The following is a 24,633-nucleotide window of genomic DNA, read 5'->3' as shown; positions in this document are numbered from 1 at the left end:
CCAACAAGAGATCACAATGAGCCAACAAGTGATCACTTTGTAGCAAAAAGGGATCACTTTGCAAGAAAAGGTAATCACTTCTTTACATAAAGCAATCACTAGTTCGAAACAACCGATCACAGATAGGCACCTGTAAAGATTTGACAAAGCGAGTTACAAGCACATATACTTGTAACTCACTATTAAAACTATTTTAGGTATTTCTCCAAAAACTGATCTTGCTCCCACAGGGTATGCATGATACTTTCTTCTGCTGCATAACCATGAGACTCTAAGGGAAGTAAAACCATACGAGCCGGAGCACCTAGGTTCTTTAGTGCTTGGAAGTAACGTTCTGTCTGCAGGGTAAACGTTCCGGGATTGTTATCTGCATTTCCATGTATCAATAAAATGGGGGTCTTCATCCTGTTTGCACTCATAAATGGTGACATCGTGTTATACAACTCTGGATTATCCCAATAATTTCGCTGTTCGCGCTGAAATCCAAATGGTGTTAAAGTACGGTTATAAGCTCCTGACCGAGCGACTCCAGCCGCAAAAAGATCAGAGTTTGAAAGTAGGTGAGCCACCATAAAAGCACCATAAGAGTGCCCGCCAACTCCCACTTTCGAACGATCAATATAACCCAACTCATCAACCGCATCGATCGCAGCCTTACCGTTAGCAACCAACTGCTCAATAAAAGTATCGTTTGGTTCTGTTCCCTTTTCACCAATAATAGGGAAAGAGGCATCATCTAATACTGCATAACCTTTGGAAACCCAATAGATAAAGGATCCATAAGACGGAAAAGTAAAAGAATTAGGATTGGCTGTACTTTGACCAGCAGCGTCCTTGCTATTAAACTCTGTAGGGTAAGCCCAAATAAGCAAAGGTAGCTTTTGGTTTTTCGCATTCCTGTCATATCCTGCAGGCAAGTACAAAGTTCCGGACAAATCCACCCCGTCGCTACGCTTATAATTAATCACCTCTTTGTGAACATTAGCCAGTGATTTAAATGGGTTTTCAAAACGGGTTAGCGTATCCAGTTTATTTTTCTTTAAATCTCGGAGGTAATAGTTCGGGTATTCCGTTGCTGACTGTATAGACACTAATGCTTGCTGACGCTTAATATCTGTGATAGAAATAATATCTTCCTTTTTATCTTTATATTCAGAAGTATAAAGACGTTTTTTAGCCAGATTTTTTAAGTCCTGTTCTTCTATAAATGGGAACTGACCTTCTTTAGAAAACCCTGGCCCTGTCCAATATATTTTGTTTTTGTCGATGTACATAACGTAGCGCCCAAAAGCATTTCTTTCCATATGCACACTACCAGGATGACTATATACGTCCTGCGAGTTACGTTCTAAAAGAAGCTTACTTTCTCCTGTGCGAGGGTTTAGTAAATATCGTTTATCACTTCGCGTATCATAAAAGCTAGTAGACACTATAGCATTATTATCATCGCCCCATAACACACCTGCAAAACGATCATTTAGTTTCATCAAAGATGTTGCCTGTGAAGTAAAAGGAGCATCCCAAGTATAGAGCTCATCTCTAAAATCTGCACTTTTCGTAGCATCGCCACCATCCAATGCTTCTACATAATACAGGCTCGCTGGCTTATCAGCCCGCCAATACATATTGCGTTTACCGGTTCTTGTAGACGAAAATCCTTTGGGTTGAATTTCAATAAGCGGCACTTTATTAACCTCTTTTATTAAGTTGCCATCAATGTCGTAGACTACGCTGTTTTGTGGAAAGCTATACAGCGCTACCACATATGAGTAGGGCCGCTCAATGGTAGTTGCTAGTATGTAATTTCCATCTGGAGAAAATGACAGACTACCGTAAATTGCAGCGTCTTTAAACTTGCTTTGAGAGCCATCTAAAGTGACCCAATAGAGCTCAGACTTTGCAAGAGTTTCAAAGTTAGCCTCGTCATCAGGCGTTTTTAACAAATCCTGATAAGTACGCAATTGCGAAACTTCCCCTGTACTATTGTACTATTGGATACAATAGGCCCTTTAGGAAGATCTTTTCGTCCGTCAATTAATGCTGGACGATTATCAGGCAATCTTTCTATTAACAGCTTTTGACCATCCTTATACCACGTATAGGGGTTTCCCATATTAGCATTCAGATTATCTGCTGACAGCTTTTTAGCTTGCCGCTCCTGGACATTAACAACCCAAAGCTCTACGCCCTTAGCTGTGGTATTTGTAAAAGCAACGTGCTTGGAGTCAGGCGAAAAAGAAATATGTGCAATCTGTGCATTATCGGGCATCCCAAGAATTTGCATCTCTTCTTTACCGGCGATAGGTTTAATGGTTATCCTGTGCGAGTAGGTTACTCCACTTGATATGTTAAGAAGAGGATTTATCCGCAACCCTGCCAATCGCATTTCCTCCTGATTTAAATCGTTCAAATTTTTATATGTGGGCCTATAGACAGATAGCATCCACTCGGTATCCGGACTTATCATCACGGAAGGCACACGTTCAAAATTAGCCAACTCATAGATTTCCGCCGAAGGTTTTTGAAAATTAATGTTTTCTTGACCTACACTGAAAAAATAACTTCCTATAAGGAGAGCACTTAAAAGAATACGCATAGATTTATTATTTAGTTAAACAATACTTTAATAAAAAAGTGGTGTTAGTAATTTTTTAAAGATAAACACTTAACACCACTTTTCATAAATAGAAAATTTTATTTGCCTAACACTCCATTAATGCGAGTATTCCTCGTCCAAATATTTAAATAACAGTATTATTTTAACATAAGAATACTTTTGCATTTTAAAAAGAAGAACTACTCTTGAAAAGTAGCTCTTCTTATATTTCAACAATGAACTGTAAGATTAAATTGGATTTTGTTTCACAACATCTAATGTTCTATTTAACTCGCCTTGAGGGATTAAGAATTCCCACCTTTTATCCCCTGCGGGCACTGTCAGGACTCCTGCCAATGAAGCTATATGGTTCGCTCCCTCTCTATTTAATGGCATATTCAACCTTTTTAAATCATAGAAGCGAAACCCTTCTCCCCATAACTCTACTCTTCTATGCGTTAAAATTTCTTCAATTAATGGAGCTCCCGACTTAGTAGACAGTGTATAATCAGGATCTCTAGTAATTACTAAATCAAAAAGTGCTTTTCGCGCATCTACCTCTCTACCTGTCAAATTTGCTAAAGCTTCTGCCTCTATGAGGAACATCTCAGCAGCTCTCATAAAAGCAAGATCTCCATTACTATTATTCGGATTAGGCATCGTAAATTTACGTGTCATGTATGGCATTCTTACACCACTAGCAGCTAAAGGAAATGTGTTATCTGCCCCCGTAGGATCCCACAATTGCTTCCGAATATCCGTATCAGAAATCTTAGCATACAATAAAGAATTAATAGCCTTCGGATTTCCCCTTGTATTTGTAGAGCTAAAATTCCCTATATAAGCATAAAAAGAATAAAAATATGTAGGCTGATCATCTCTGTGATTTATACCCCACATCCATTCTGGGTTAGAGAAACTTACAAATCCATCAATATATTGTTCTGGATTCATTAATGTAAAACCTTGTTTAGCTTCACGAGCATTAGTAGCGGCCACTTCATAATTTTGTTGGGTTAATGCCACTCGTGCTTTAACTCCCTTCGCCACATTTACATTAAGGTGAGATTTATCTGGTCTACTTTTTGCAGAACCAAACAAGATAATAGCCTCATCCAAATCCTGATTAACTTGCGCATAAACCTCTTCCACCGTATTTCTTGGCTTGGCTTCTAAACTTGCCTCTTTAATTATTGGCACTCCAAGGCTACCATTATCCCCCCCTTTAACATAGCGCTTACCATACAACTGTACCATTTGATAATAACTCCAAGCTCTATAAGTCAATGCCTGGGCTTTTAGAAAGTTTTTATCTTCATCTGGCCCTACTGCACCATCTATATTAGCTATAATAGCATTGGCATTGCCTATCATTGCATAATAAAATGCATAGTTGAAGAGGTTAATATTTGATTCTGCATTTCGATGGTTCAACCATTTATATTCATTGATGAACCATCCATTAGCTTGCGCCGTCATCACGAAATCTTCTCCCAAGACTTCCATATATAGCATATTTCCACTCTGTCCACCCGCTGCTTGATTGTCGTGCCACTGCGAGTATAGATATTTATGCATTCCGTTTATTGCCGCATATGCATTTTGAGTAGTTGCAAATACAGTAGATGGCGCAACTCTACTGACAGGATCTAATTGTAATGCATCTTTACTACAACTTGTCAGTGATAAAGTCACTACCGTCACTGCTGTAGAAAATATTCTTAATTTACTGTTTCTAAAAATTTTCATAGCTCTTAAAATCCAAAGTTCACACCAAAGTTAATTGTTCGTCCATGCGTGTAAGCCGAATTAGCCGATACAGATGTCAGCCCGCCTCCAACTGGGTTAAATCCTTTACGAGCAGACCAAAAGTATAGGTTTTCAGCACTTGCAAATACACGGGCACGCTTGATACCTGCTTGCGATATTAGACTTTCTGGTAATCTATAACTTATATTAACCGCACTAATATTTAAATAAGATGCCTTTTGCAACCATCTCGTCGACATAGCACCATTCTGAGCTGTGCGACCTACATCCATAAGTGGAATATCCGTGATATCTCCTGGCTTCTGCCATGCACCATATAAATCACGATGCAAATTAGCTCCATTATTAGGGCCAGAGCTCATTAAAGAAGAGTAGCCACTTTCATTATAATACCCTCCCAAACTATACGTTAAAACAAAACCAAAATCAAAGTTTTTATAACTAAACTCATTCACAATGCTACCATAAACTGGTGGCAATGAAGATTTCCCCACATAACTCAGGCGTGCAGCATTATGATCGAAGGTAACTGTGTCCGTAAGTCCATTACCACGATCAATTAATTTGTATTCCTCTGATTGTGGATCATATGTTACATCTTCTTTTAATCCTAGGTAAAGTGCTCTACCAGTTTCAGGGTCTACGCCATAATAAGTTCTTGTATAATACTCGTACAGAGATTTTCCAACCTCTCTTTTATAAGGAGAGCTCACGATTTCTGGAGTTTCCTCTGGCATTTTTGTCACTTTATTCTTTATTGTCGTTAAGTTCAGTCCCAAATTCCAATTAAAATCCTCCTTACGAATCAGATTACCAGTTATAGATAATTCAATTCCTTTATTATCCATTGAGCCCACGTTCTTCGCTATTTGGAATGAACCACCTGTCGTACCCCCGTTATGATAAGGTTGCTGTACATTGAACAATAATCCATCTGATTTTCTGCTGTAATACTCTAAAGATCCTACTATACGCCCTTTTAAAAATGAGAAGTCTACTCCTACATCTAAAGGCTTTTGCGACTCCCAAGTTAACTCGTTAGAACCTAAGACCGTTAGCGCTGCTCCTGAAGCTGAAGCATTATTATATCCTATACTATATCCTGGCTGGTAAGGATAATAATCTTGATTACCTCCAGTCAACAACATAGCATTACCCAGCTTACCATAGGAAGCTCTTAACTTAAACAAATCGGTGTAGTCATTTGCAAAAAAACTTTCTTGATCCAAGCGCCAAGCCCCACCTACAGACCAGAAATTTGCCCACCTTAGATGCTCCGGAAATCTAGAGTTACCATCTCTCCTGATCATCGCACTTAAATAGTAACGACTATCATAATTATAGTTTGCTCGTGCAAAATAGCTTTCAACAGCTGTTTCACCTAAACCAGAAGATAGACTTGCAATATCTGAAAAGTTGGAGAACACATACATCCCTTCAAAGCCCTGACCAGTACGTCTTCCAGAAATAGATTCTGTTTTGTACGAATAAAATTCATGCCCTAGTAGTGTTTCCAAGTTATGTATGCCAAAAGTATTATTAGCACGAAGAGTTTGATTAAAAGTATAACTCAGCTGCCTATACCAATCTTGATTGTACCTACCTGCAGGTGCACCATCTCCAACCTCTGTGTTTTCATATCCCTCTTCACGATAATTTTGGAGATCGGCACTAAACGAAGTGTTAAATACCAACCAAGGTAAGATATTAGCCTCTATAAATGTTCTTGCAGAACCAAAATCTCTATCTGAACGACTTTTATTCATTAATGTTTCTGCTATTGCGTGACGCCCACTATTATAAGGTCTGGAAAGACCATATTCAGCTACAAGATTTCCATAATCATAACGTCTGTTACCTAGATAGTCGTACACAAGATCACCTGTAGAAGGATCTCTTAAATAAACTGGGTAAATTGGAGCAATACCTCTAGAAAATGCAAATGGATTATTGATTGAACTACCACCGGTATACGCATAATCAAACTTAGTGGTACCACCGGAAATATTTAGACCAGTTTTCAACCACTCTGTGATTCTAGTGTTTGCATTTACACGGCCCGAGAACCGATCTGCAGATGAACGTAATCCCCATCCATTGTCATCCAAATAGTTTAAAGAAGCATATACATCCGTATTCTTTATTCCCGTTGAGTAACTAATATTGTACTCATTACGTTTCCCATTTCTAGAAGCCTCATCCTCCCAAGATGAAAAACCATTATATTTAAATTGAGCAGCAGAATTCAACTTGCCATCTGTCCCCACTAACTGATCGTTTGCTACATTAAAAGCATTATAATTACCTAAATACTGAACAATATCTTGAAATGTTTGCCCTTCATATACTTGAAGACCTGCCGAATTCCTAGTCAAAAGTCCAGATCCGATCTGCCTAGCAACGTCTAGTGGCACTTTTAATGTTCCGTAATGTAAATTGTTAGTATATGCTTGCCACATCAATTCATAATACTCGCCCGCAGAAACTGTATTATATTTTGGAGCCGCATTGTGATTAGTTCCCATCTGGACAGATACGTCCAAATTAGTAACACCGGCTTTCCCTCCTTTTGTTGTCACCATAATAACACCATTAGCTCCCCTCGAACCATACATAGCAATTGTTGCTGCATCTTTGAGAACAGTAACCGTCTCAATATCTGCAGGATTAATATTTGACATCCCTCCGTCGAAAGGAACACCATCAACTACTATTAAAGGATTATTTGAAGCCGAGTAGGAGCCAACACCTCTAATATTAATGGTAGGTGATGAACCTGGTGCTCCAGAAGGAGCAGCAGTTTGAATGCCTGGCCCTGCCCCTTGTAACGCGCCTAAAACGTTACTTAACGGGCGTTTATCTAACTCTTTTGCTCCGATTTGAGTAGCTGAACCAGTAAAATCGGATTTTTTAACAGTACCATATGCGACAACAATTACATCATCCAAATCAGTCAACGACTCTATCAAAGAGATATTTAAAATACTACGGTTATCAATAGTCTCTGTAGCTTCAACATATCCTAAAAGAGAAAAAGATAAGGAAGAGCTAGCAGACGACACCTTAATGTTATAATTTCCATTATTGTCTGTTTGTGTCACAGCTGTTCTATTTAGCTCCCTGACAGTTACTCCAGCAAGTGGCTTACCATCTTGAGCAGACGTTACTTTCCCCTCTATAATTCTTTCTTGTGAAGACCCAATGGTCCCACGGGCGTGGGACTCACGGGCTTCTACTAAACCACTAAACAACATAGTGATGAATAATATCCAAGAAAACACATTTAAAGCACGTCTATTAAAAGACATGCATTGCAGGAATTGTAAAGTGCGTTTTATAAAAAGCACAACACTCCTGTACCAGTAAAAGTTCTTCATTTTTAAGGCATATATAGTTTAATAATTGCACTTACTAAAGTCGATATGAAAAGCTTAAAGCAACTTATGTAAGTGATAAACTCGTTAGTTTTATTTTAATACACCGACAAAACCCTATATACATATTTTGTCAATGAAGAAATTGTTACTACATTTAAATGGAATATTATTTATACGTAGCTGACAACTCCTCATCATCTCGAAGTGCGACCTTCATGAATGTTAATGAGATTAAGTCGGTGATTAAGATAAGATTGATCGCTGCAATGCTGCTTTATAGTTTTTTTAAATTATAAAGTACTAGCAGCCGTCTTTCTTATCTATTCTTTTTTTCTTGCCCCACTAAGGCGGGATAATTATACCGTAAAATAAATTCACACAAGTTTTAGAGAAACACCTTGTCTTTATTAAAAGAGATAAGGGCAAAGTGAGATAATTAAAATTTACTTTCATAATCCTAAAATTTATTATATGGCTAATTTTTATAACAAATTCACCTATAGTAACGAGAAGAATAATATGCTAGTTTATAACCCTTTTATATGGCAACAATTCATGCGTTTATAATGAGGCTTTATAATTTAATTGTTATCAAGCTAACGTTATTTAACAAATGACTATAGACAATTAAACTTCGTCAATTGAAGCCAAAAAAATAACTAACTATCTCAAATATAATAATTTAAATATTAAAAAAAGACAAATGTCTATACATTTAACTTAAATGGCTGATTATAAATCAAATAAGTTTTTATTGTTCAAAAAAATCGTAAATAGTATTTTACGAAAGAGGTATAAACACAAAGATATATACACAATAGAGAGGGAGAGAATAAACTTATTAATAACAAGTTATGGAACAAAATTTTATGGAAAACTACTTTTCGAGGTGGCAGATCAATTACAATTAAATATCGATGAATTATGCGAACAATTATTTTACGATTATATTCATGATTACATTTATGCGGAAAGCAAACATGCCAGCAAATTGGATCAATTCATTTCCCTATTTACAAATAGTGAAAGAAAGCTAGCTGAGGCTGCCAGCATCGATAAAGGAAGATTAAACCGAGTAAAAAACAATGAAAATGAAGATTTATTTTCATTTGAGGTATATGGTTTAGCAAAAGTTTTAGGCTTTACACCAAGCTCGGTCTTCCATTACCTTTATGGAGAACGCAACGACTGGTGTCTAATTCTACAATTAAAGAATAGTATAGACTCCCTCCCTTCAATCCCCCCTCAAAACCAATAATTATACTCAGCAGTTATATAGTTTGATAGGAGATGTTAATTGATTTTTCAATCAAAAAAACCTTCATTAGATAAAAAATCACTTCAAAAAATGATAACCGATATTTTATGTAGCATTTTTAACTTAACGCTTTTCAAAAAGAAAATAAATACGGTTTATTTATTCCAATTATCATATTTTATTGTTCAAAAAAATATAATGTAAAAAGTTTCTTTTTTCACGTACCACCCCTAAGAAATTACTATGCAAAATACGGTTGGATTCACGCACAAATTATGATATATAATCAAAACACTCCATAAAACGCATTATAAACCTTACATGTAGACCACTAAAAAAAACAACCAAACTTGAGATATACAAACTAACTATCATGAAAGATATACCTTCAGAATTAGCCAGCTTATAGATTTCAGATGAAGGCATTTTTTGAATTATATTATTGCAAAGTGACAATAAATAAAGCTAAAAAGCCAGCTAAAGTTTAGCTGGCTTCTGTTAACTTAAAACATTAGTTTATAAATCATTATTTATACCTAATACTATGGCAAATCTATTATTTCAACACCTCCACCAAAACTTCCAGCAGAAACAGAATATGACCCAACATCAAGTACAATTCGTTTACCTGATTTTTTTCCTTTTACACTAGTGATGGAAACTGGACCATAATCAGGATGTGTGTCTATAACTTGGTTCGGACAGACAACAGTTTCACCATCCGCATCTACCATAAATGAAATATTACTGTAACCAAAAGGTTTGATTAATTTATAAATTTGAGAACCATTCTTGGCTTGCTGTATATCTACATCAAACTCATCTCCAAACCAACCATCTTTAGAGTTTAATTTTCCGGTGTTTGACTCCTTATCAAATTCAACTTCAGAAGAAGCTAGCACATTCACAGTAGGCATAGTAGTAGCTGACAAGTTTTCTTTTGATATTTTTAATTGTAATGGAAAAGCAACTTTAGCTATAACATCAGAGCCAGATAAAGTAGTGACAAAACCACTTGGATTGATATTTCCAGTATTACCATATTTAATAGAAACGAATGCTTTTGCTTCGCCATTTTTAAAATTTACATCACCATCAACTTTAAAAACATCTAAATAGTCTAAATCTTTCTCATTTGAAACAGCTAAACTTACTGGGGCGGAAAAATCACCATTAGAAGATGTACGTGTTATAGGAACTAATAGTGTTCCAGTTTCCATGTTCAGATTAATAGTAGGAGATAAAAAACTCAATTTGTTGCTCTCTCCTGAATATAATGCACCATCAGTCTTATCACATCCTAAAATAGTCATAGAAAGTAACAAAGCACTAAATATTCTTATATATATATTTTTCATTATAATCAATTTTTATAATTACATCGGATTTTGATCTTTTGTAGCATCCATATTTGGATTGCCATCAAATTCTTTTTGCGGTATAGTCAATATAAACTCTTTATTTTTAGGATCTAGAGTATTCCAAGAAAATGTCTTAGTATGATTTGTACCTGAAGCTTTTCTATCAAATCCAGTTTTTAGTCGTAAAATATCAAATATTCGCTCAGTCTCTCCCCACAGCTCAATCCTTCTCTGTAAAATAATCATATCCATAAGTGTCGTTGGTATCCCTATAGAGCCCATTTTCAACTCCTTAGACATTACTAAACCATTAAGATCAGATTGATAACTTTGAGGATTTCGAACCTTCATTAAAGTTTCTAAAGCAGCTTTAGCTTCAACTAATTTATTATCGTTAGCTAATGCTTCTGCCATTACGAGTTGCATTTCTTCAGCTCGCATAAATATATAATCTCCTAAATCAGAATTCATATTTGAATATCTAAATTTATGTTGATTATATGGCTTTAGATCAGCTGTTCCACCATCATTTGGTCCATTCCACCATTTTTTACGCAAATCAGTACTGGGAATTTGATCATACAACCAGTTATAAATAACCTTTCTCGATGACTTCGCATACCTATCTGCCCTTGCATCCATATGTGAAAAGAAGGAAGCATATATTGTTGACTGATCTGCTATCACTTCCGCACCCCATAAAACGGACTTTAATGAGACACTATTAAAACCGCTATATAACTCATCTCCTGTTAACATCCCCAAACCAGGCTTTGACAATGCTTCTTTAGCATATCCCACTGCATCCGCCCACTTATTCTGTACTAAACTAACATTAGCCTTAATAGCATTAGCTATATAATAATCTATATTAGTTTTATAACCTTCTTGTGATTCTTTATTATTGGAAAAAAGAAGAATAGCCTTATCAAGGTCATTATTAATAACTTTATAAACATCTTCAACTGTTCCCCTCCCCTTACCTTCAGACTTCGAGGTTGTTGGCTCAACATAAACTGGAACCCCTGGCGCTCCTTGATGCCCCATATAAGTTTGTTGAAATGACTGTATTAACTGAAAGTAAGCATAGGCACGTATAGCATACGCTTGTGCCATTACAACATTCACTGCCTCGGGGTCTCCTGGCAAAGTTTCCTCTTTTGATAAAATGACATTAGCATTACTAATCAAAGTATAATAAAAATTCCATGTAGCATATGGACGCCAACTTGCTGCAGTAAATCTACTTCTCACATCATACCCATAATCAAAATAAAACCATCCATTACCTTGTGCGTCTTGTAGTAAATCTTCACCCATTAATGAAGTATAAAGTTTAGTAGAAAGAATGCCAAAGTTTTGATCTGTATTTCCTACCGACCAACCAGAAGAATACAGCATCCTATAAATACCATTCATTGCGACCTGAGCTCCCTCTATAGTTGAAAACATCTCTTCTTCTGTAGCTTTATCTGTTGGAGCGGTCTCCAAAAAATCTTTTTGACATGCCGAAAAAGACAGAATCAAAGAAACTCCAGTTATATAATATAATATTTTTTTCATTACGTTAGATTTAAAATTTAACATTTACTCCTCCTGAAATCGTTTTGCTTGGAGAATATACATAATCTGTTGTCCCTGTAAAATTATATTGTGGATCTAATCCCTTACGAGCTGAAAAAACAGCTAAATTATCTCCTTGGACAAATAAACGGATTGATTTTAAGCCCAAACGATTTAATCCGAAGGTATATCCTATTGCTAAATTTTTAATAGCAAAATAAGATGCATCTACCACGGCACGATCAGTTAAAGTATGTGTATTTTCTTTCTGTATTCTTGGAATATCCGTAATATCACCCGGTTTTTTCCAAGCATTTAAAAGCTCTCGTGAATAATTATTTCCGATATATAAAGGATTCATATAATTATTATGTACTTGATCATAGATTTTACCACCAATTGAATAAGTTCCCATAGCTGAAAAATCAAAGCCTTTATAATTCAAACTAGTTGCCAAAGATCCAGAAATTTTCGGGATACGATTACCAACAATAACGCGACTGGCTGCAGCTTTATTTTTATCTGCAGAAACATAATGTTTACTGACATCGAACTCATCATCTTTATTATCATACACCCAGTATAACTGATCTCCGTTACCAGGATTTACCCCAGCACTCCTTGCCATATAAAAAGAATTTATTGCCTCTCCAACTCGAACAATTGTTGTCCCAGAAATAATTTCATTCTGATCGTCCGTAAGTCTTATTACTTTATTTTTTACTTTTGATCCCATGGCAGTGATATTCCATGTTAAATCTTGACTTTTTATAATATCATATCCAATAGATAAATCAAACCCCGTATTTTTCATATCCCCGATATTATCATTAAAACCATCAAACCCCAATGATAATGCTAGAGGTCTATTTAATAACATATCAGTGGTTTTTCTAGTATACCAATCAAAACCGACAGTTAACCTATGTTCTAGAAAACGACCATCAAAACCTACATTAAAACTATGATTCTTTTCCCAAGAAATTTCTTGATTTTCAACAGAAGACAAAACCCCACCATTATTATTACCATTATTCCATGTCAAATCATAAAAAGACTGCCAAGCATAGTACATTGCTGTAGAACCAGACATTAAGCTATTATTACCTTGACTTCCATAACTAGTTTTTAAAGTAAAACTATTCAACCATGAATAATCTTTCATAAAATCCTCTTCCGACAGCTTCCATGCGCCACCAATCGAAAAGAAGTTACCCCAGCGCTCACTTTTCTTAAACCTTGACGACCCATCTGTTCTGAAACTACCAGATAAAAAATATTTGTTATCAAAATTATATTGTATTCTACTAAAATAGGATTCAAGAGTTTCTTTATCCTCATAAGAATTAGCATCTGCGATGCTTGAGCCAGGAGCTAATTCATACAGGCCACCAAAAGGAAATCCTGTTTTCTGCGCACTTAACAAATTAAATTTATAGCTATAACTTTCATGACCTAATAAGACATCTATGTTATGCTTATCGAAGCTACGATCCCATGTTAATAATTGATTAAATGTATATGAAAAAACTTTAGTCCATTGTTTATTTAATCTCCCTGAACCTGCTGCATTACCAAAATAAGGATTATAGTAGTAAGTATATGAATTATCGCGACTATCCACTCCTAAATTAACTGCAAAAGCGAAACCTTGAAACGCACCATACTTCTCATCTTTAGTATTAAATTCTATAGACGCCCTAGTTCCAACATTATTACGATGATCATAATACTTATCATCGTAGAGTGTTGCTATAGAATTGAACTTTTGTTGAGCTCCTGATGCTCTATTCTCTCCATAATCAAATAAACGTTCTCCATTCAACCCTAATTTAAAGTCGCCATTTAATTCTCGTTCCCAAATAGGATAAATTGGTGCCATTTGCTCTGCCGAATACCACACATTACCAGTAGAACTACCCGTGCTATTTAAAGAATTAGATTCTCCTTTAGAAAAGTTGGCTGAAAGTGATGTTTTAAACCAATCAATCGGTTTAAACTCAGTATTAACACGCCCAGTATACCTTTGATAATCTGTCGTTTTAAGCAATCCTTTTTCTTTTAGCGCAGCCATAGATGTGAAGGCCCTAAATTTATCATTCCCACCTCCAGCATCAAACTGATACTCTTGTCGAATTGGCTTATCTGCTTTTATTTCATCCATCCAATTATCATCCCATTTCAAAGTCGCTTTTGGATTTATTAGACCTGTACTTAAATCAAAAAGCTCCGCTACTGGGAGATCATATGGATTATATTGTTCATTCTTACCAAATATAGGACTTACTGTACCCTTCATATTATTAATTGCCGCTAACCCTGCATTCTCCTCAGAGATTCCATTAACGACCATGGCTTCATTTTTATATGCCTGAAAAGCCGTCTCTAAATACTCTTTCTGGTTCATCACATCGTAACGACCTACAGCTCTAGAGGCTACACCAACATTTGCCTTAAAGTTAATATCAATTCTACCTGTATTTTTACCACTTTTAGTTGTGATCATTATTACACCATTGGCAGCCCTAGAACCATATAAAGTAGATGCTGCGGCATCTTTTAAGACAGTTAAGCTCTCTACATCATTAGGATTAATTGAATTCAAATCACCATTAAACGGTATACCATCAACTACATACAAAGGATCTGCTGAGGCATTAATTGAACCGAAACCTCTTACGCGGATATTAGCACCAGAACCTGGTTGACCTGATCCAGATGTAGAAACTACCCCCGGAGCTGCACCATCTAAAGCCTTAGTAATACTCGTTATAGACCGATTTTCAATAACATCGGACTTCACAGTAGAAGCAGCACCTGTAAAAGATGATTTGGAGCTTGTCCCATAAGCTACTACAATCACTTCGTCTAAAGCAGTTTCTGCATCTTGCAAAATAACATTAATCGTACTTCTACTACCTACAGAAATACGCTGTTCCTGATGTCCAATGTAACTAAATATTAATGTTCCGTTGCTTGCCACATTAATAGAGTAATTTCCCGAACCATCGGTTTGTGTAGCGGCACTTGCTCCTGCAACAGATACAGAGACACCACTTAAAGCGGAACCATCTGTTGATGAAGTAACTCTACCACTCACTTGCCGATTCTGTGCAATCGATTGCCCGACTAGGCAAAAAAGCACAAAAATAAAACTGAGTAATTTTTGTTTCATATTGTTTAGTTGTTTAGTAAAATGTTTCTTTAATTAAAGAAACTGTTGTTTTTGTTGTTTAGTCAGTAGCTTTTATGCTAACAATAATTTAACATTATTTAACAGCAATATACAGGATTAAACCAAATTCCAAAAGAGGTCCACAGATTGTGCAGACAAACCAATTACTCAATAACTAATAAAAATGTCTTTTTATTATAAAAAAACAAACAAAACACCTCAGATACAGAAATAACAAAACAAGATAAAGGAAGGAAATGAATTTTTAACAAAAAATTAAATTTTATAAATTCCTATTACTATGCGAGCATTGTAATAGGATAGCACTAAAAATCCGTAAAAAATTAATTGGATTATGCAGTTACAAATTTTCAATAGCTAACTTATATCTTATTGTTTTGCAATAAATTAAAGATTTAAAAGATTGATGTAAGAAGGTCTTAGACAAAAACAGAATATCAAAAAGTTAGACAAACAACTATTCCTGCTGTATTAAATATTTATTAATTGACAACACCTTATAAAAAACCATTAGAGCACATCAGAAATTTAAGACTATAAAAACAAAGGGCTCTTTTGTGAAAAAGAACCCTTTGTTTTTATAGATAACTAAAAGCTAGTTGTAGCCTTCATTATTGGGTAAAAGTTGTGGGTTAGTACTAATTGCCGATTGTGGGATCGGGTACAATTCGTCATTAACACTTCTACCTTTTTTCTCTAAAAAGATTGTAGCCATAGACTTGCTTGCATTTTCTTTTGATGGAGTTCTACGCATATCCATCCACCGCAAGTTTTCGAATGCAAACTCTACTCTGCGCTCTTTGATAATATCATCTAATGTAACTGCTTTTAAAGCTTTCAAACCACGATTTGTTCTAACCTCGTTAATATAAGTCAAAGCAGTTGCTGGCGCAGTACTCAGCTCACACTCAGCTACAATAAGATACATTTCAGACAGCCGCAAAATATAAAAGGGATGCGCCCCATCACCATCAGGGCTATGATATTTTTTGACATACCATCCTGGATTAGCCTCCGATGCTAAAACCTCTTGAATAGATGCAGATTTACGCTCATCACCATCTTCATAGGCATCTACTAAGCTCTGATCAACAGGCAGTTCTGCTCTCCCACTCCCAGGCATACTTGGATGCTGCAAAAAGTAATAAAGACTATTTGTCCCTTCGATCGCTGTATTTGTTATTTTAAAAATGTGCTCTGCTGATTCAAGCGAGGTGGTAAACATTTTACTATAATTACTTTCGATCGCGAACTTCTTATTTGCAATAACCTCTAATGCCATTTCTTTAGCCAGTGCAGGTTCACTGCGAAGCAAATAAACTCGTGCTAATAAAGCTTTTGCAGCATCAACAGATACAAAATCACTCTTTGTGAATGGAGCGGGGTGCTGTATACTCAACTTTAAATCACTAATAATCTGATTGTAAACTTCATCTACTGAGTTACGCGGAACTTCTTTAATATCACGATCATTAACAATAGGAACTGCCCCAAAGAGCGTTACTAAACGGTAGTAAGCATAAGCTCTAAAAAAATAAGAGCTACCCAACAACCTATCTTTAGTTGCTTGATCCATCGACTCAGAAGCATTAACAATAGCAATCAAATCGTTTGCCCGTTGTATCGCAACATAAGGAAAGTTAAAGTAACGCGATGTTAGAACATTATCTGTCAATATATTATTATCATCTATCTCGCCATGCTGAAAGAAAGTCGCTCTATAAATCAAGTTATCAGCAGATAAATCTTCTGTGACATAACTCAAATAAGCATAACTAGATCCTAAATTTCCATTCTGAAAAGCATCGTAAATACCATTTAACAATTTGTCTCCTTCAGGACCTCCAACCTGCTCTGGCAATACCGCATCTTTAGGCGATAGGTCTAATTTACCATCACAAGCAGACAAGCTAACAACGGCAAGTAGTAAACCCAGTGTTTTTTTTATATTTTTATTCATCTTTGTTCAATTTTATAATCCTAAATTAATACCTAACATAAAGGTTCTAAACTGAGGTATAGCACCTTGATCGACCCCAAGCCCTGCAACACCTAGTTCAGAACTTACCTCTGGATCAAAACCGGTATATTTAGTAAATGTCAATAAATTATAAGCACTTGCGTAAATCCTAACGTTACTAAACTTTGCTTTATTAATAAATGATTTTGGAAGGTTATAACCTAACGTTAATGTTTTCAGACGTAAATATGAACCATCTTCCAAATACCTAGAAGAACGTTGCGTATTAGCACTACCTGCCGCACCACCTGTTACACGTGGGTATTTCGCATTAGGATTTTCAGGTGTCCATCGTTCATCGTAATACTCTTGATAAACATTTGTTGGCGTAGATACTGACTTTGGATCAGTACTCATTATCGCGCCTAAACTTCCTTGCCCCCCAGTTCCTTCTGCACCTAGATTATAAAGATCATTACCGTAGCTATATTGAAAGAAAACATGTAAATCAAAATTCTTATAGGATAAATTGTTCGTAAATCCCCCGTGGAACTTAGGCAAAGGATTACCTACAAACTGTCTATCAGCAGCATTGATTGTTCCTGAGTTATTAATATCCTCATACATCATATCTCCTGTCTCAGGATCTACTCCTAACGATTTAATTAAGAAAAATGAACCTAAAGGCTGTCCTTCAGCATGACGCACTACAAACCCTTGATCTATAGGCTGATTATTAAACAGCTTTGTCACCTCATTTTTATAGGTAGAAACATTTAAAGAAGTAGACCAATCAAAATCATTTCTCGAGATGTTTCTAGAAGTAATTTGAAAATCAAATCCTGAACCTTTAATATTACCGATATTCTCTAAAATACTACCAAAACCAGTTGTAGAAGGAATAGGTCTATTCAACAATAAATCTTTTGTTTTCTTATGATAATAATCAGCCGCTATTTCTAACTTATTATTAAACAAGCCAACATCAACTCCAACATCTATTTGATTGGTTGATTCCCATTTTAAATTAGGACTTCCCAACGCAGTCAAGCCGAAACCAGGAGTATCATAATAATTGAACCCCCCAGCAAATGTTCTTAAATACGCAAAATTACCAATCCCCTCTTGATTACCTGTAGCACCATAAGAAGCACGAACTTTTAATAAACTTATTACATCAACTGGTTTCATAAAGCTTTCTTCTGACAATACCCAACCTGCAGAAACAGACGGGAAATAACCAAAGCGCCCGGACTTAGGAAACTTAGAAGAACCATCTCTACGTAAAGATGCCGAAAGCAAATATTTACCTTCCCAACCTAAATTAACACGACCTAAAATGGAGGTAATACCGAATTCCGTAAAACCTGCTGTACCACCAGTAATAGAAGCTGCAGAAGTTATATACGGCAGTTGATCATCAGGAAAGTTTGCCGCATCAACACGGTTGTTTTCTCGTTGATTTTTTTGATATTCGTAAACAGCAATAGCATTCAAGTCTAAACGACTGTCAAAAAATGACTTGTCGTAAGATAAAGTCTGCGTCGCTAGAAGGTTACGAGTCTGTACTGTACCAGAGGCTGCGGAACCATTACTGCTTGAACCCGAAAAAGAATTTAATGGATTATAAAGACGCTGATCTAAGTAAGTAAAATCAATACCTAAAGCAGTTTTAAATTTTAATCCGGAAAGAATATCAAACTCTAAATAGGAAGAGTTGAAAGCATTGGAAAGATTTACATAATTTTCTTCCAAAAACATACGCTTCGGGTTATTATAGTCATTCGAACCAAATGTACCATCTGCATTATAAACTGGTTGATCGGGACGAGCAACCATGGCCCTTGGAAATGGTGAATAAATACTATTATCTACTGGTGTTTCATTTCGCTCAGTCCTTGATAAAGCTGTATTTGATCCTAAGCGGATAAAATCGTTAATATGGTGAACAATATTCGCCCGTAAAGCATAGCGCTTAAAGCCTCCTTTTGCTAACGCACCGTCCTGGTCGAAGTAATTAAAAGAAGTATAAAATTGAGTTTTTTCATTTCCTCCAGACGTAATGGAAAGTTGAGCGGAATTTACTCTGGAATTATCATTCAGAATTTCATCCAACCAATTAACGTTATGTTCTGGATTGTCAATTTCATCCTGAGTAAACAACTCAGGACGATTAACACTAACAAGCGCTTCATTATACATACGACGATAATCGGATGCACCAAGAAGATTTTTCTTCTTTGTCAACGACTGCCATCCTGTATAAACAGAAGCAGCTATCTGAGAATCACCAAACTTACTACCACCTTTAGTTGTAATAATCACCACTCCATTCGAACCTCTAGACCCGTAAATAGATGCAGAAGCAGCGTCTTTCAGAATTTCTACAGAGAGAATATCCTCTGGGTTAAGATTAGCCATAGGCGATACCCCCGCTCCAACAGAGTTGGGAGTAGAGGAGTTATTTGACGGCATAATTACCCCATCAATAACATATAAAGGATCATTGCCAGCATTCATTGAAGAGCGTCCACGAATTTGTATAGCAATAGGTGCTCCAGGCCTGCCGCCTCCTGAGCTAATTTGAACACCGGCAGCCTTTCCCTGCAACGCCTGTTGCATATTTGCCACAGGCATACCTTTTAAATCTTTTGCCCCCACGGATGATACAGACGTAGTAAGATTTTTTTTCAACTGCGTACCGTACCCCACAACAACCACCTCTTCTAAAGCTTCTGAATCAGCAGAAAGTTGTACGTTAAGCACAGTCTGTCCGTTGAACTTCACTCGTTGTTCAACATAACCTACATAAGTAAAAGCTAATGTAGCACCAGGAGTGACATCTATAGCATAATCGCCATTTGCTCCTGTTTGCGTAGCTACACTCCCCCCTACAATAGACACCGACACACCCGCTAAATTTTCATTCTCGGTTGAAGTAACCCTCCCGGTCACTTTAACACTCTGCGCTTCTGCCACACCTATAAATAGAGTAAACAGCAGCATAAAACTGAGTAATTTTTGTTTCATGTTTAGTATATTAATGTTTCAAGTTGTTCTTAAAGAATAACAAGTTATTGTGATAACTATATTGAAGAAAAAAAATGACACTTCAAAAAAAGAGAGTCAAATACTAATCGAAAAAATATTTTCGAACGAATAAATGACCTGTTAAATAGTTAAAACAAAGAAAATGTTAAAAACTGTTAAATCGAAACAAATATAACAGATAACAATTGTTGTTACAACAATTTCAAAACAACAAACAAAATGTTAATGTATTTCAATAAAAACAACTCCAAATTCACATTAGACAAAAAGCACAACAACCAGTATAATGTTTAAAAAATACTGTAAATTAAAAACATACATCTGAATAATTATAAAAAAACAATATATAATTCTTAATAAGTTTGAAAAAATATATTCAATTAGAATAAACAACTAATTGTAACAAAATGATAAAATTTTCACCGACAAACCTGTATTACCTTACGACAACTATACTTTACACTCCGACTCAACCTCTTTCTCTAAAAGGTCAAAAGAAAATTATTGCCGAAAATTAAAACGATACTTATAATCAACATCTTCATCGCAGATAAAATGAATTTATGTAAGTTTGCAAAATGCGATTTGATATAATTACTGTTTTACCGGATTTGCTATGCAGCCCATTTGCACACTCTATTTTGCAACGCGCGCAAAGTAAAAATTTAGTTGAAATCCATGTTCATAACCTCAGGGATTATGCAAATAATAAACATAAGTCCGTAGACGACTACCCTTATGGAGGAGGATCTGGCATGGTTATGCAAATAGAACCCTTTGCAGCGTGTATTGAAAAACTACAAGCAGAGCGCAAGTACGATGAAGTCATATATATGACCCCGGATGGTGTAACTCTAAATCAACAAATCGCAAACAATCTGTCGGTATCTCAAAATATAATTATCCTCTGTGGTCATTACAAAGGTATTGACCAACGGATACGTGACATTTTCGTCACCAAAGAGATTTCTATAGGCGATTATGTTTTATCTGGCGGAGAATTGCCGGCCGCTATATTGGTAGACGCTATTGCCCGTATCATCCCTGGAGTCTTGTCCGATGAAACATCGGCTTTATCTGACTCCTTTCAAGATGGTTTATTAGATGCCCCAATATATACAAGACCAGCCGTATGGCGAGGACATGAAGTACCAAAAATTTTATTAAGCGGCCATGAAGCAAAAATAAACGCTTGGCGAGATGAACAACAATTAAAACGCACACAAGAAAGACGTCCTGATTTACTGAATGACTAATTAATTTTACATAAAATTGATTTTTTATCAAAAAAAATTGGATAAACGAAAAATAATCATAAATTTGTGGTTTAACAATGATAATTAGAAATTTACATACAAACTGGTGGTGGCTCGATGAAAATAACGTCGGGGGTGAATTTGGTATGTTTTAAAAATATTCATAATCAACCAAAACCAAAGTGAAAGTAGGCCCGACGATCAATCGTCGGGCTTTTTTTGTTTATAAAAACACAAAAGATGAGATATAAATTAAAGACAACTTGTAAAAAATTATTAGCGGATACAACTACACCTGTTAGTATCTACCTACGTTTGAGAGATAGCTTCCCTAATAGCTTATTGCTAGAAAGCTCAGATTATCATAGTAAGGATAATAACATTAGTTATATATGTTGTGAACCAATCGCTGGAATAGTTTTGACCAAAGAAGATTTACAAATAAGTTATCCAAATGAGAAAACTGTCACTAAATCAGCTAAAGAAATAAATCTACGCGAAGAGATATCAACTTTTAGACAAGCTTTTGCAAGAGAGACAGATAAAGCGTTTACAGTAACATCATCTGGACTTTTTGGCTACTTTACTTTTGACACCATAGAACACTATGAAGACATCCACCTAACAACAGAAGCTGACAACGCTAGAGATATACCTTATTTACAGTATCATGTGTACCGTTACGTAATTGCAATAGACCACTTCCGTAATGAGCTCTACATCTTTGAGAACCTTTTAGACGATGAAATATCAACATTAGATAAATTACAATACCTTATACAGAATAAGAACTTTCCTGAATACGCGTTTTCAAGAAAAGGCTCAGAAACCTCAAACATGTCTGATGAGAGTTTCAGGCAATTGGTTATAAAAATGAAAGAACATATCAAAAAGGGAGATGTGTTTCAGATTGTACCCTCTAGAGCATTTGCAAATCAATTTTCGGGTGACGAATTTAATGTGTATCGAGCACTAAGATCAGTGAATCCCTCACCTTATCTTTTTTATTTTGACTACGGCGACTTCAAACTCTTTGGCTCTTCACCCGAGGCACAGCTAACCATTAAAAATGGAGAAGCAACAATCTACCCTATTGCCGGTACTTTTAAAAGAACAGGAGACCTTACAAAAGACCAAGTTCTAGCAGAGGAATTGAAAAATGATCCGAAAGAATCGGCAGAGCATGTCATGTTAGTCGATCTCGCACGTAATGACTTGAGCAAGCATTGTACAGAAGTCCAAGTAAAATCATATAAAGAAGCGCAGTATTACTCACATATAATTCACTTAGTTTCTAAAGTAGTTGGTAAACTAAAACCAAATGTTAATCCTTTTGATGTCGTCGCAGACACTTTCCCGGCAGGAACACTGTCAGGTGCACCAAAACACAAGGCTTTACAACTTATTGACAAATACGAAGGTTTGCAACGTTCATTCTACTCGGGTGCTATAGGTTACATGGATTTTAATGGAGACTTTAATCATGCTATCATGATACGCTCTTTTTTGAGTAAGCAAAATGTATTGCATTATCAAGCTGGGGCTGGTATAGTGCTCGATTCAGACCCTGAAAAAGAACTACAAGAAGTAAATAATAAAATAGCCGCATTACGTCGCGCATTAGAAATCGCAGAAACACTATGATACGTCCACTAGAATATTGCGAAAACACAACGCATATTGATACATCTCTCGATACAATCGATAGACGTATTAAAGATTTAATAATATTGAAAGAAGAGTATCTTAAAAAGAAGATTATATTAGCAAATAAAAAAGAAGGTGTTGACCATAAGAATACGCTGAATATTGTGCTTAAAAAAGATAAAAATGACAAATAAAAAAATATTCGTAATAGACAATTATGACTCTTTCACCTATAACCTTGTTCATTTACTGCAAGAACTAGGACGTGAATATATAGTAAAACGGAATGACAAATTTGAGTTAAATGAACTAATTGATTACGAGCACATATTACTTTCCCCTGGCCCGGGATTGCCCGATGAAGCAGGTTTGTTAAAAGAAGTAATTAAGCGTTATGGACCGAGTAAAAACATATTGGGTATATGTTTAGGTCAACAGGCTATTGCAGAGGTGTATGGAGGCAAACTATATAATATGCCAAAACCATTGCATGGCGTTGCTAGCGACATTATAGTAACAGATTTAGAAGAAAGTCTCTTTCAATCATTTCCAAGCGACTCTCAAATTGGCCGATATCATTCCTGGGCAGTAGAGAAAGAAAGTCTTCCAACGTGTCTCCAAATCACGGCAGTAGATCGTGAAGGGGTTATTATGGCACTGAAACATAAAGAGTATAATCTACGTGGGGTACAATTTCACCCAGAATCGATTTTAACAACTAACGGAAAAACATTAATTCAAAACTGGCTCTTAAGTTAACAAAAGACCATTCAGCCAGTATACACAGAATAGATAAACAGAAAATGAATATACTTGATAAAATTATAGCTCAAAAAAGAATAGAAGTTGCTGAATCAAAGACAAAAGTAAGCTTAGAACAACTTATGAGCAACCCTTTATTTAGCCGTACATGTTTTTCCCTCAAAGAGAATATAGAAGATAAAAACAAAACAGGTATCATTGCCGAATTTAAAAGAGCTTCACCATCGAAAGGAGTTATTAATAACAAGTCAGATGTAAAGACGGTAGTAAAAGGTTATCAAGATGCAGGCGCATCTGCTATATCGGTATTAACTGACGAACAATTTTTTAAAGGGTCTCTCAGTGATTTAAAAGAAGCCAGAGAAGTACTGGAGATCCCTCTTCTGAGGAAAGAGTTTATTATAGACACATACCAAATTGCAGAAGCGAAAGCATATGGTGCAGACATTATTCTACTTATAGCTGCTTGCTTGACAAGCGAACAGATAGAAGAACTTGCTACTTATGCCAAATCATTAGGGCTAAATGTACTTTTAGAAATACATAATGAAACGGAACTTTCAACTAATTTGCACGACAACATTGACGCAATTGGGGTTAACAATCGGAATTTAAAAGATTTTATAGTGGATTTAAATCACTCATACAATCTTGCAAAAAAAATCCCTGAAAGATATATTAAAGTTTCAGAAAGTGGAATTTCCGATCCTAAAACCATAAACGAACTAAAAAAAGCAGGATATCAAGGCTTTCTAATTGGTGAAAATTTCATGAAGACAGAAAACCCTTCAAATGAAATAGCAAACTTTGTGACCCACCTTAAATAAAAAGGCGAC

General features: G+C 35.8%; 15 protein-coding genes. 6 read left to right on the top strand and 9 right to left on the bottom strand.

Annotated elements, in window-relative coordinates; translation table 11 throughout:
• Positions 1-188 precede the first annotated feature (188 nt).
• From ORI89_RS15395 to ORI89_RS15380, 4 genes are all read right to left on the bottom strand, one after another.
• Positions 189-1,961, bottom strand: a complete 1,773-nt coding sequence (locus ORI89_RS15395; RefSeq protein WP_268231399.1) for an alpha/beta hydrolase family protein — start codon at positions 1,959-1,961, stop codon at positions 189-191.
• Positions 1,937-2,596: a hypothetical protein gene (locus ORI89_RS15390; protein WP_268231398.1), complete on the bottom strand. Its 660-nt coding sequence runs from the start codon at positions 2,594-2,596 to the stop codon at positions 1,937-1,939. The genes ORI89_RS15395 and ORI89_RS15390 overlap by 25 nt, the downstream gene beginning before the upstream one ends.
• 249 nt (positions 2,597-2,845) lie before the next feature.
• Positions 2,846-4,345, bottom strand: a complete 1,500-nt coding sequence (locus ORI89_RS15385; RefSeq protein WP_268231397.1) for a RagB/SusD family nutrient uptake outer membrane protein — start codon at positions 4,343-4,345, stop codon at positions 2,846-2,848.
• A 5-nt stretch (positions 4,346-4,350) separates the two neighbouring features.
• Complete coding sequence (locus ORI89_RS15380; RefSeq protein ID WP_268231396.1) at positions 4,351-7,674, bottom strand: SusC/RagA family TonB-linked outer membrane protein; 3,324 nt, start codon at positions 7,672-7,674, stop codon at positions 4,351-4,353.
• Between the two features lie 793 nt (positions 7,675-8,467).
• Here ORI89_RS15380 and ORI89_RS15375 point away from each other — a divergent pair.
• Positions 8,468-9,001: a hypothetical protein gene (locus ORI89_RS15375; RefSeq protein WP_268231395.1), complete on the top strand. Its 534-nt coding sequence runs from the start codon at positions 8,468-8,470 to the stop codon at positions 8,999-9,001.
• Between the two features lie 542 nt (positions 9,002-9,543).
• On the opposite strand, the gene ORI89_RS15370 is transcribed toward ORI89_RS15375, so the two are convergent.
• The 5 genes from ORI89_RS15370 to ORI89_RS15350 all read right to left on the bottom strand — a co-directional run bounded on the left by ORI89_RS15370 (position 9,544) and on the right by ORI89_RS15350 (position 20,111).
• Positions 9,544-10,359, bottom strand: a complete 816-nt coding sequence (locus ORI89_RS15370; protein ID WP_268231394.1) for a hypothetical protein — start codon at positions 10,357-10,359, stop codon at positions 9,544-9,546.
• A gap of 18 nt (positions 10,360-10,377) precedes the next feature.
• Positions 10,378-11,925 carry a RagB/SusD family nutrient uptake outer membrane protein gene (locus tag ORI89_RS15365; protein ID WP_268231393.1) on the bottom strand — a complete coding sequence of 516 codons (1,548 nt, stop codon included), beginning with the start codon at positions 11,923-11,925 and terminating at the stop codon, positions 10,378-10,380.
• A gap of 10 nt (positions 11,926-11,935) precedes the next feature.
• Positions 11,936-15,100, bottom strand: a complete 3,165-nt coding sequence (locus ORI89_RS15360; RefSeq protein ID WP_268231392.1) for a SusC/RagA family TonB-linked outer membrane protein — start codon at positions 15,098-15,100, stop codon at positions 11,936-11,938.
• A gap of 616 nt (positions 15,101-15,716) precedes the next feature.
• Complete coding sequence (locus ORI89_RS15355; RefSeq protein ID WP_268231391.1) at positions 15,717-17,081, bottom strand: RagB/SusD family nutrient uptake outer membrane protein; 1,365 nt, start codon at positions 17,079-17,081, stop codon at positions 15,717-15,719.
• Between the two features lie 12 nt (positions 17,082-17,093).
• Positions 17,094-20,111: a SusC/RagA family TonB-linked outer membrane protein gene (locus ORI89_RS15350; RefSeq protein ID WP_268231390.1), complete on the bottom strand. Its 3,018-nt coding sequence runs from the start codon at positions 20,109-20,111 to the stop codon at positions 17,094-17,096.
• A gap of 599 nt (positions 20,112-20,710) precedes the next feature.
• Here ORI89_RS15350 and trmD point away from each other — a divergent pair.
• From trmD to trpC, 5 genes are all read left to right on the top strand, one after another.
• Positions 20,711-21,388: a tRNA (guanosine(37)-N1)-methyltransferase TrmD gene (gene trmD, locus ORI89_RS15345; protein WP_268231389.1), complete on the top strand. Its 678-nt coding sequence runs from the start codon at positions 20,711-20,713 to the stop codon at positions 21,386-21,388.
• A 240-nt stretch (positions 21,389-21,628) separates the two neighbouring features.
• Positions 21,629-23,032, top strand: coding sequence for an anthranilate synthase component I family protein (locus tag ORI89_RS15340; protein ID WP_268231388.1), 1,404 nt, complete (start codon positions 21,629-21,631; stop codon positions 23,030-23,032).
• Positions 23,029-23,229: a hypothetical protein gene (locus ORI89_RS15335; RefSeq protein ID WP_268231387.1), complete on the top strand. Its 201-nt coding sequence runs from the start codon at positions 23,029-23,031 to the stop codon at positions 23,227-23,229. Before ORI89_RS15340 ends, ORI89_RS15335 begins: the two co-directional genes overlap by 4 nt.
• Positions 23,219-23,794: an anthranilate synthase component II gene (locus tag ORI89_RS15330; protein ID WP_268231386.1), complete on the top strand. Its 576-nt coding sequence runs from the start codon at positions 23,219-23,221 to the stop codon at positions 23,792-23,794. Before ORI89_RS15335 ends, ORI89_RS15330 begins: the two co-directional genes overlap by 11 nt.
• 44 nt (positions 23,795-23,838) lie before the next feature.
• Positions 23,839-24,624 carry an indole-3-glycerol phosphate synthase TrpC gene (trpC, locus tag ORI89_RS15325; protein WP_268231385.1) on the top strand — a complete coding sequence of 262 codons (786 nt, stop codon included), beginning with the start codon at positions 23,839-23,841 and terminating at the stop codon, positions 24,622-24,624.
• Positions 24,625-24,633 lie beyond the last annotated feature (9 nt).

This window comes from Sphingobacterium sp. UT-1RO-CII-1, assembly GCF_026711005.1.
Taxonomy (GTDB): domain Bacteria; phylum Bacteroidota; class Bacteroidia; order Sphingobacteriales; family Sphingobacteriaceae; genus Sphingobacterium.
The sequence above is the reverse complement of the archived record's forward strand: the minus strand, read 5'-3'. Positions and strand labels throughout refer to the sequence as shown.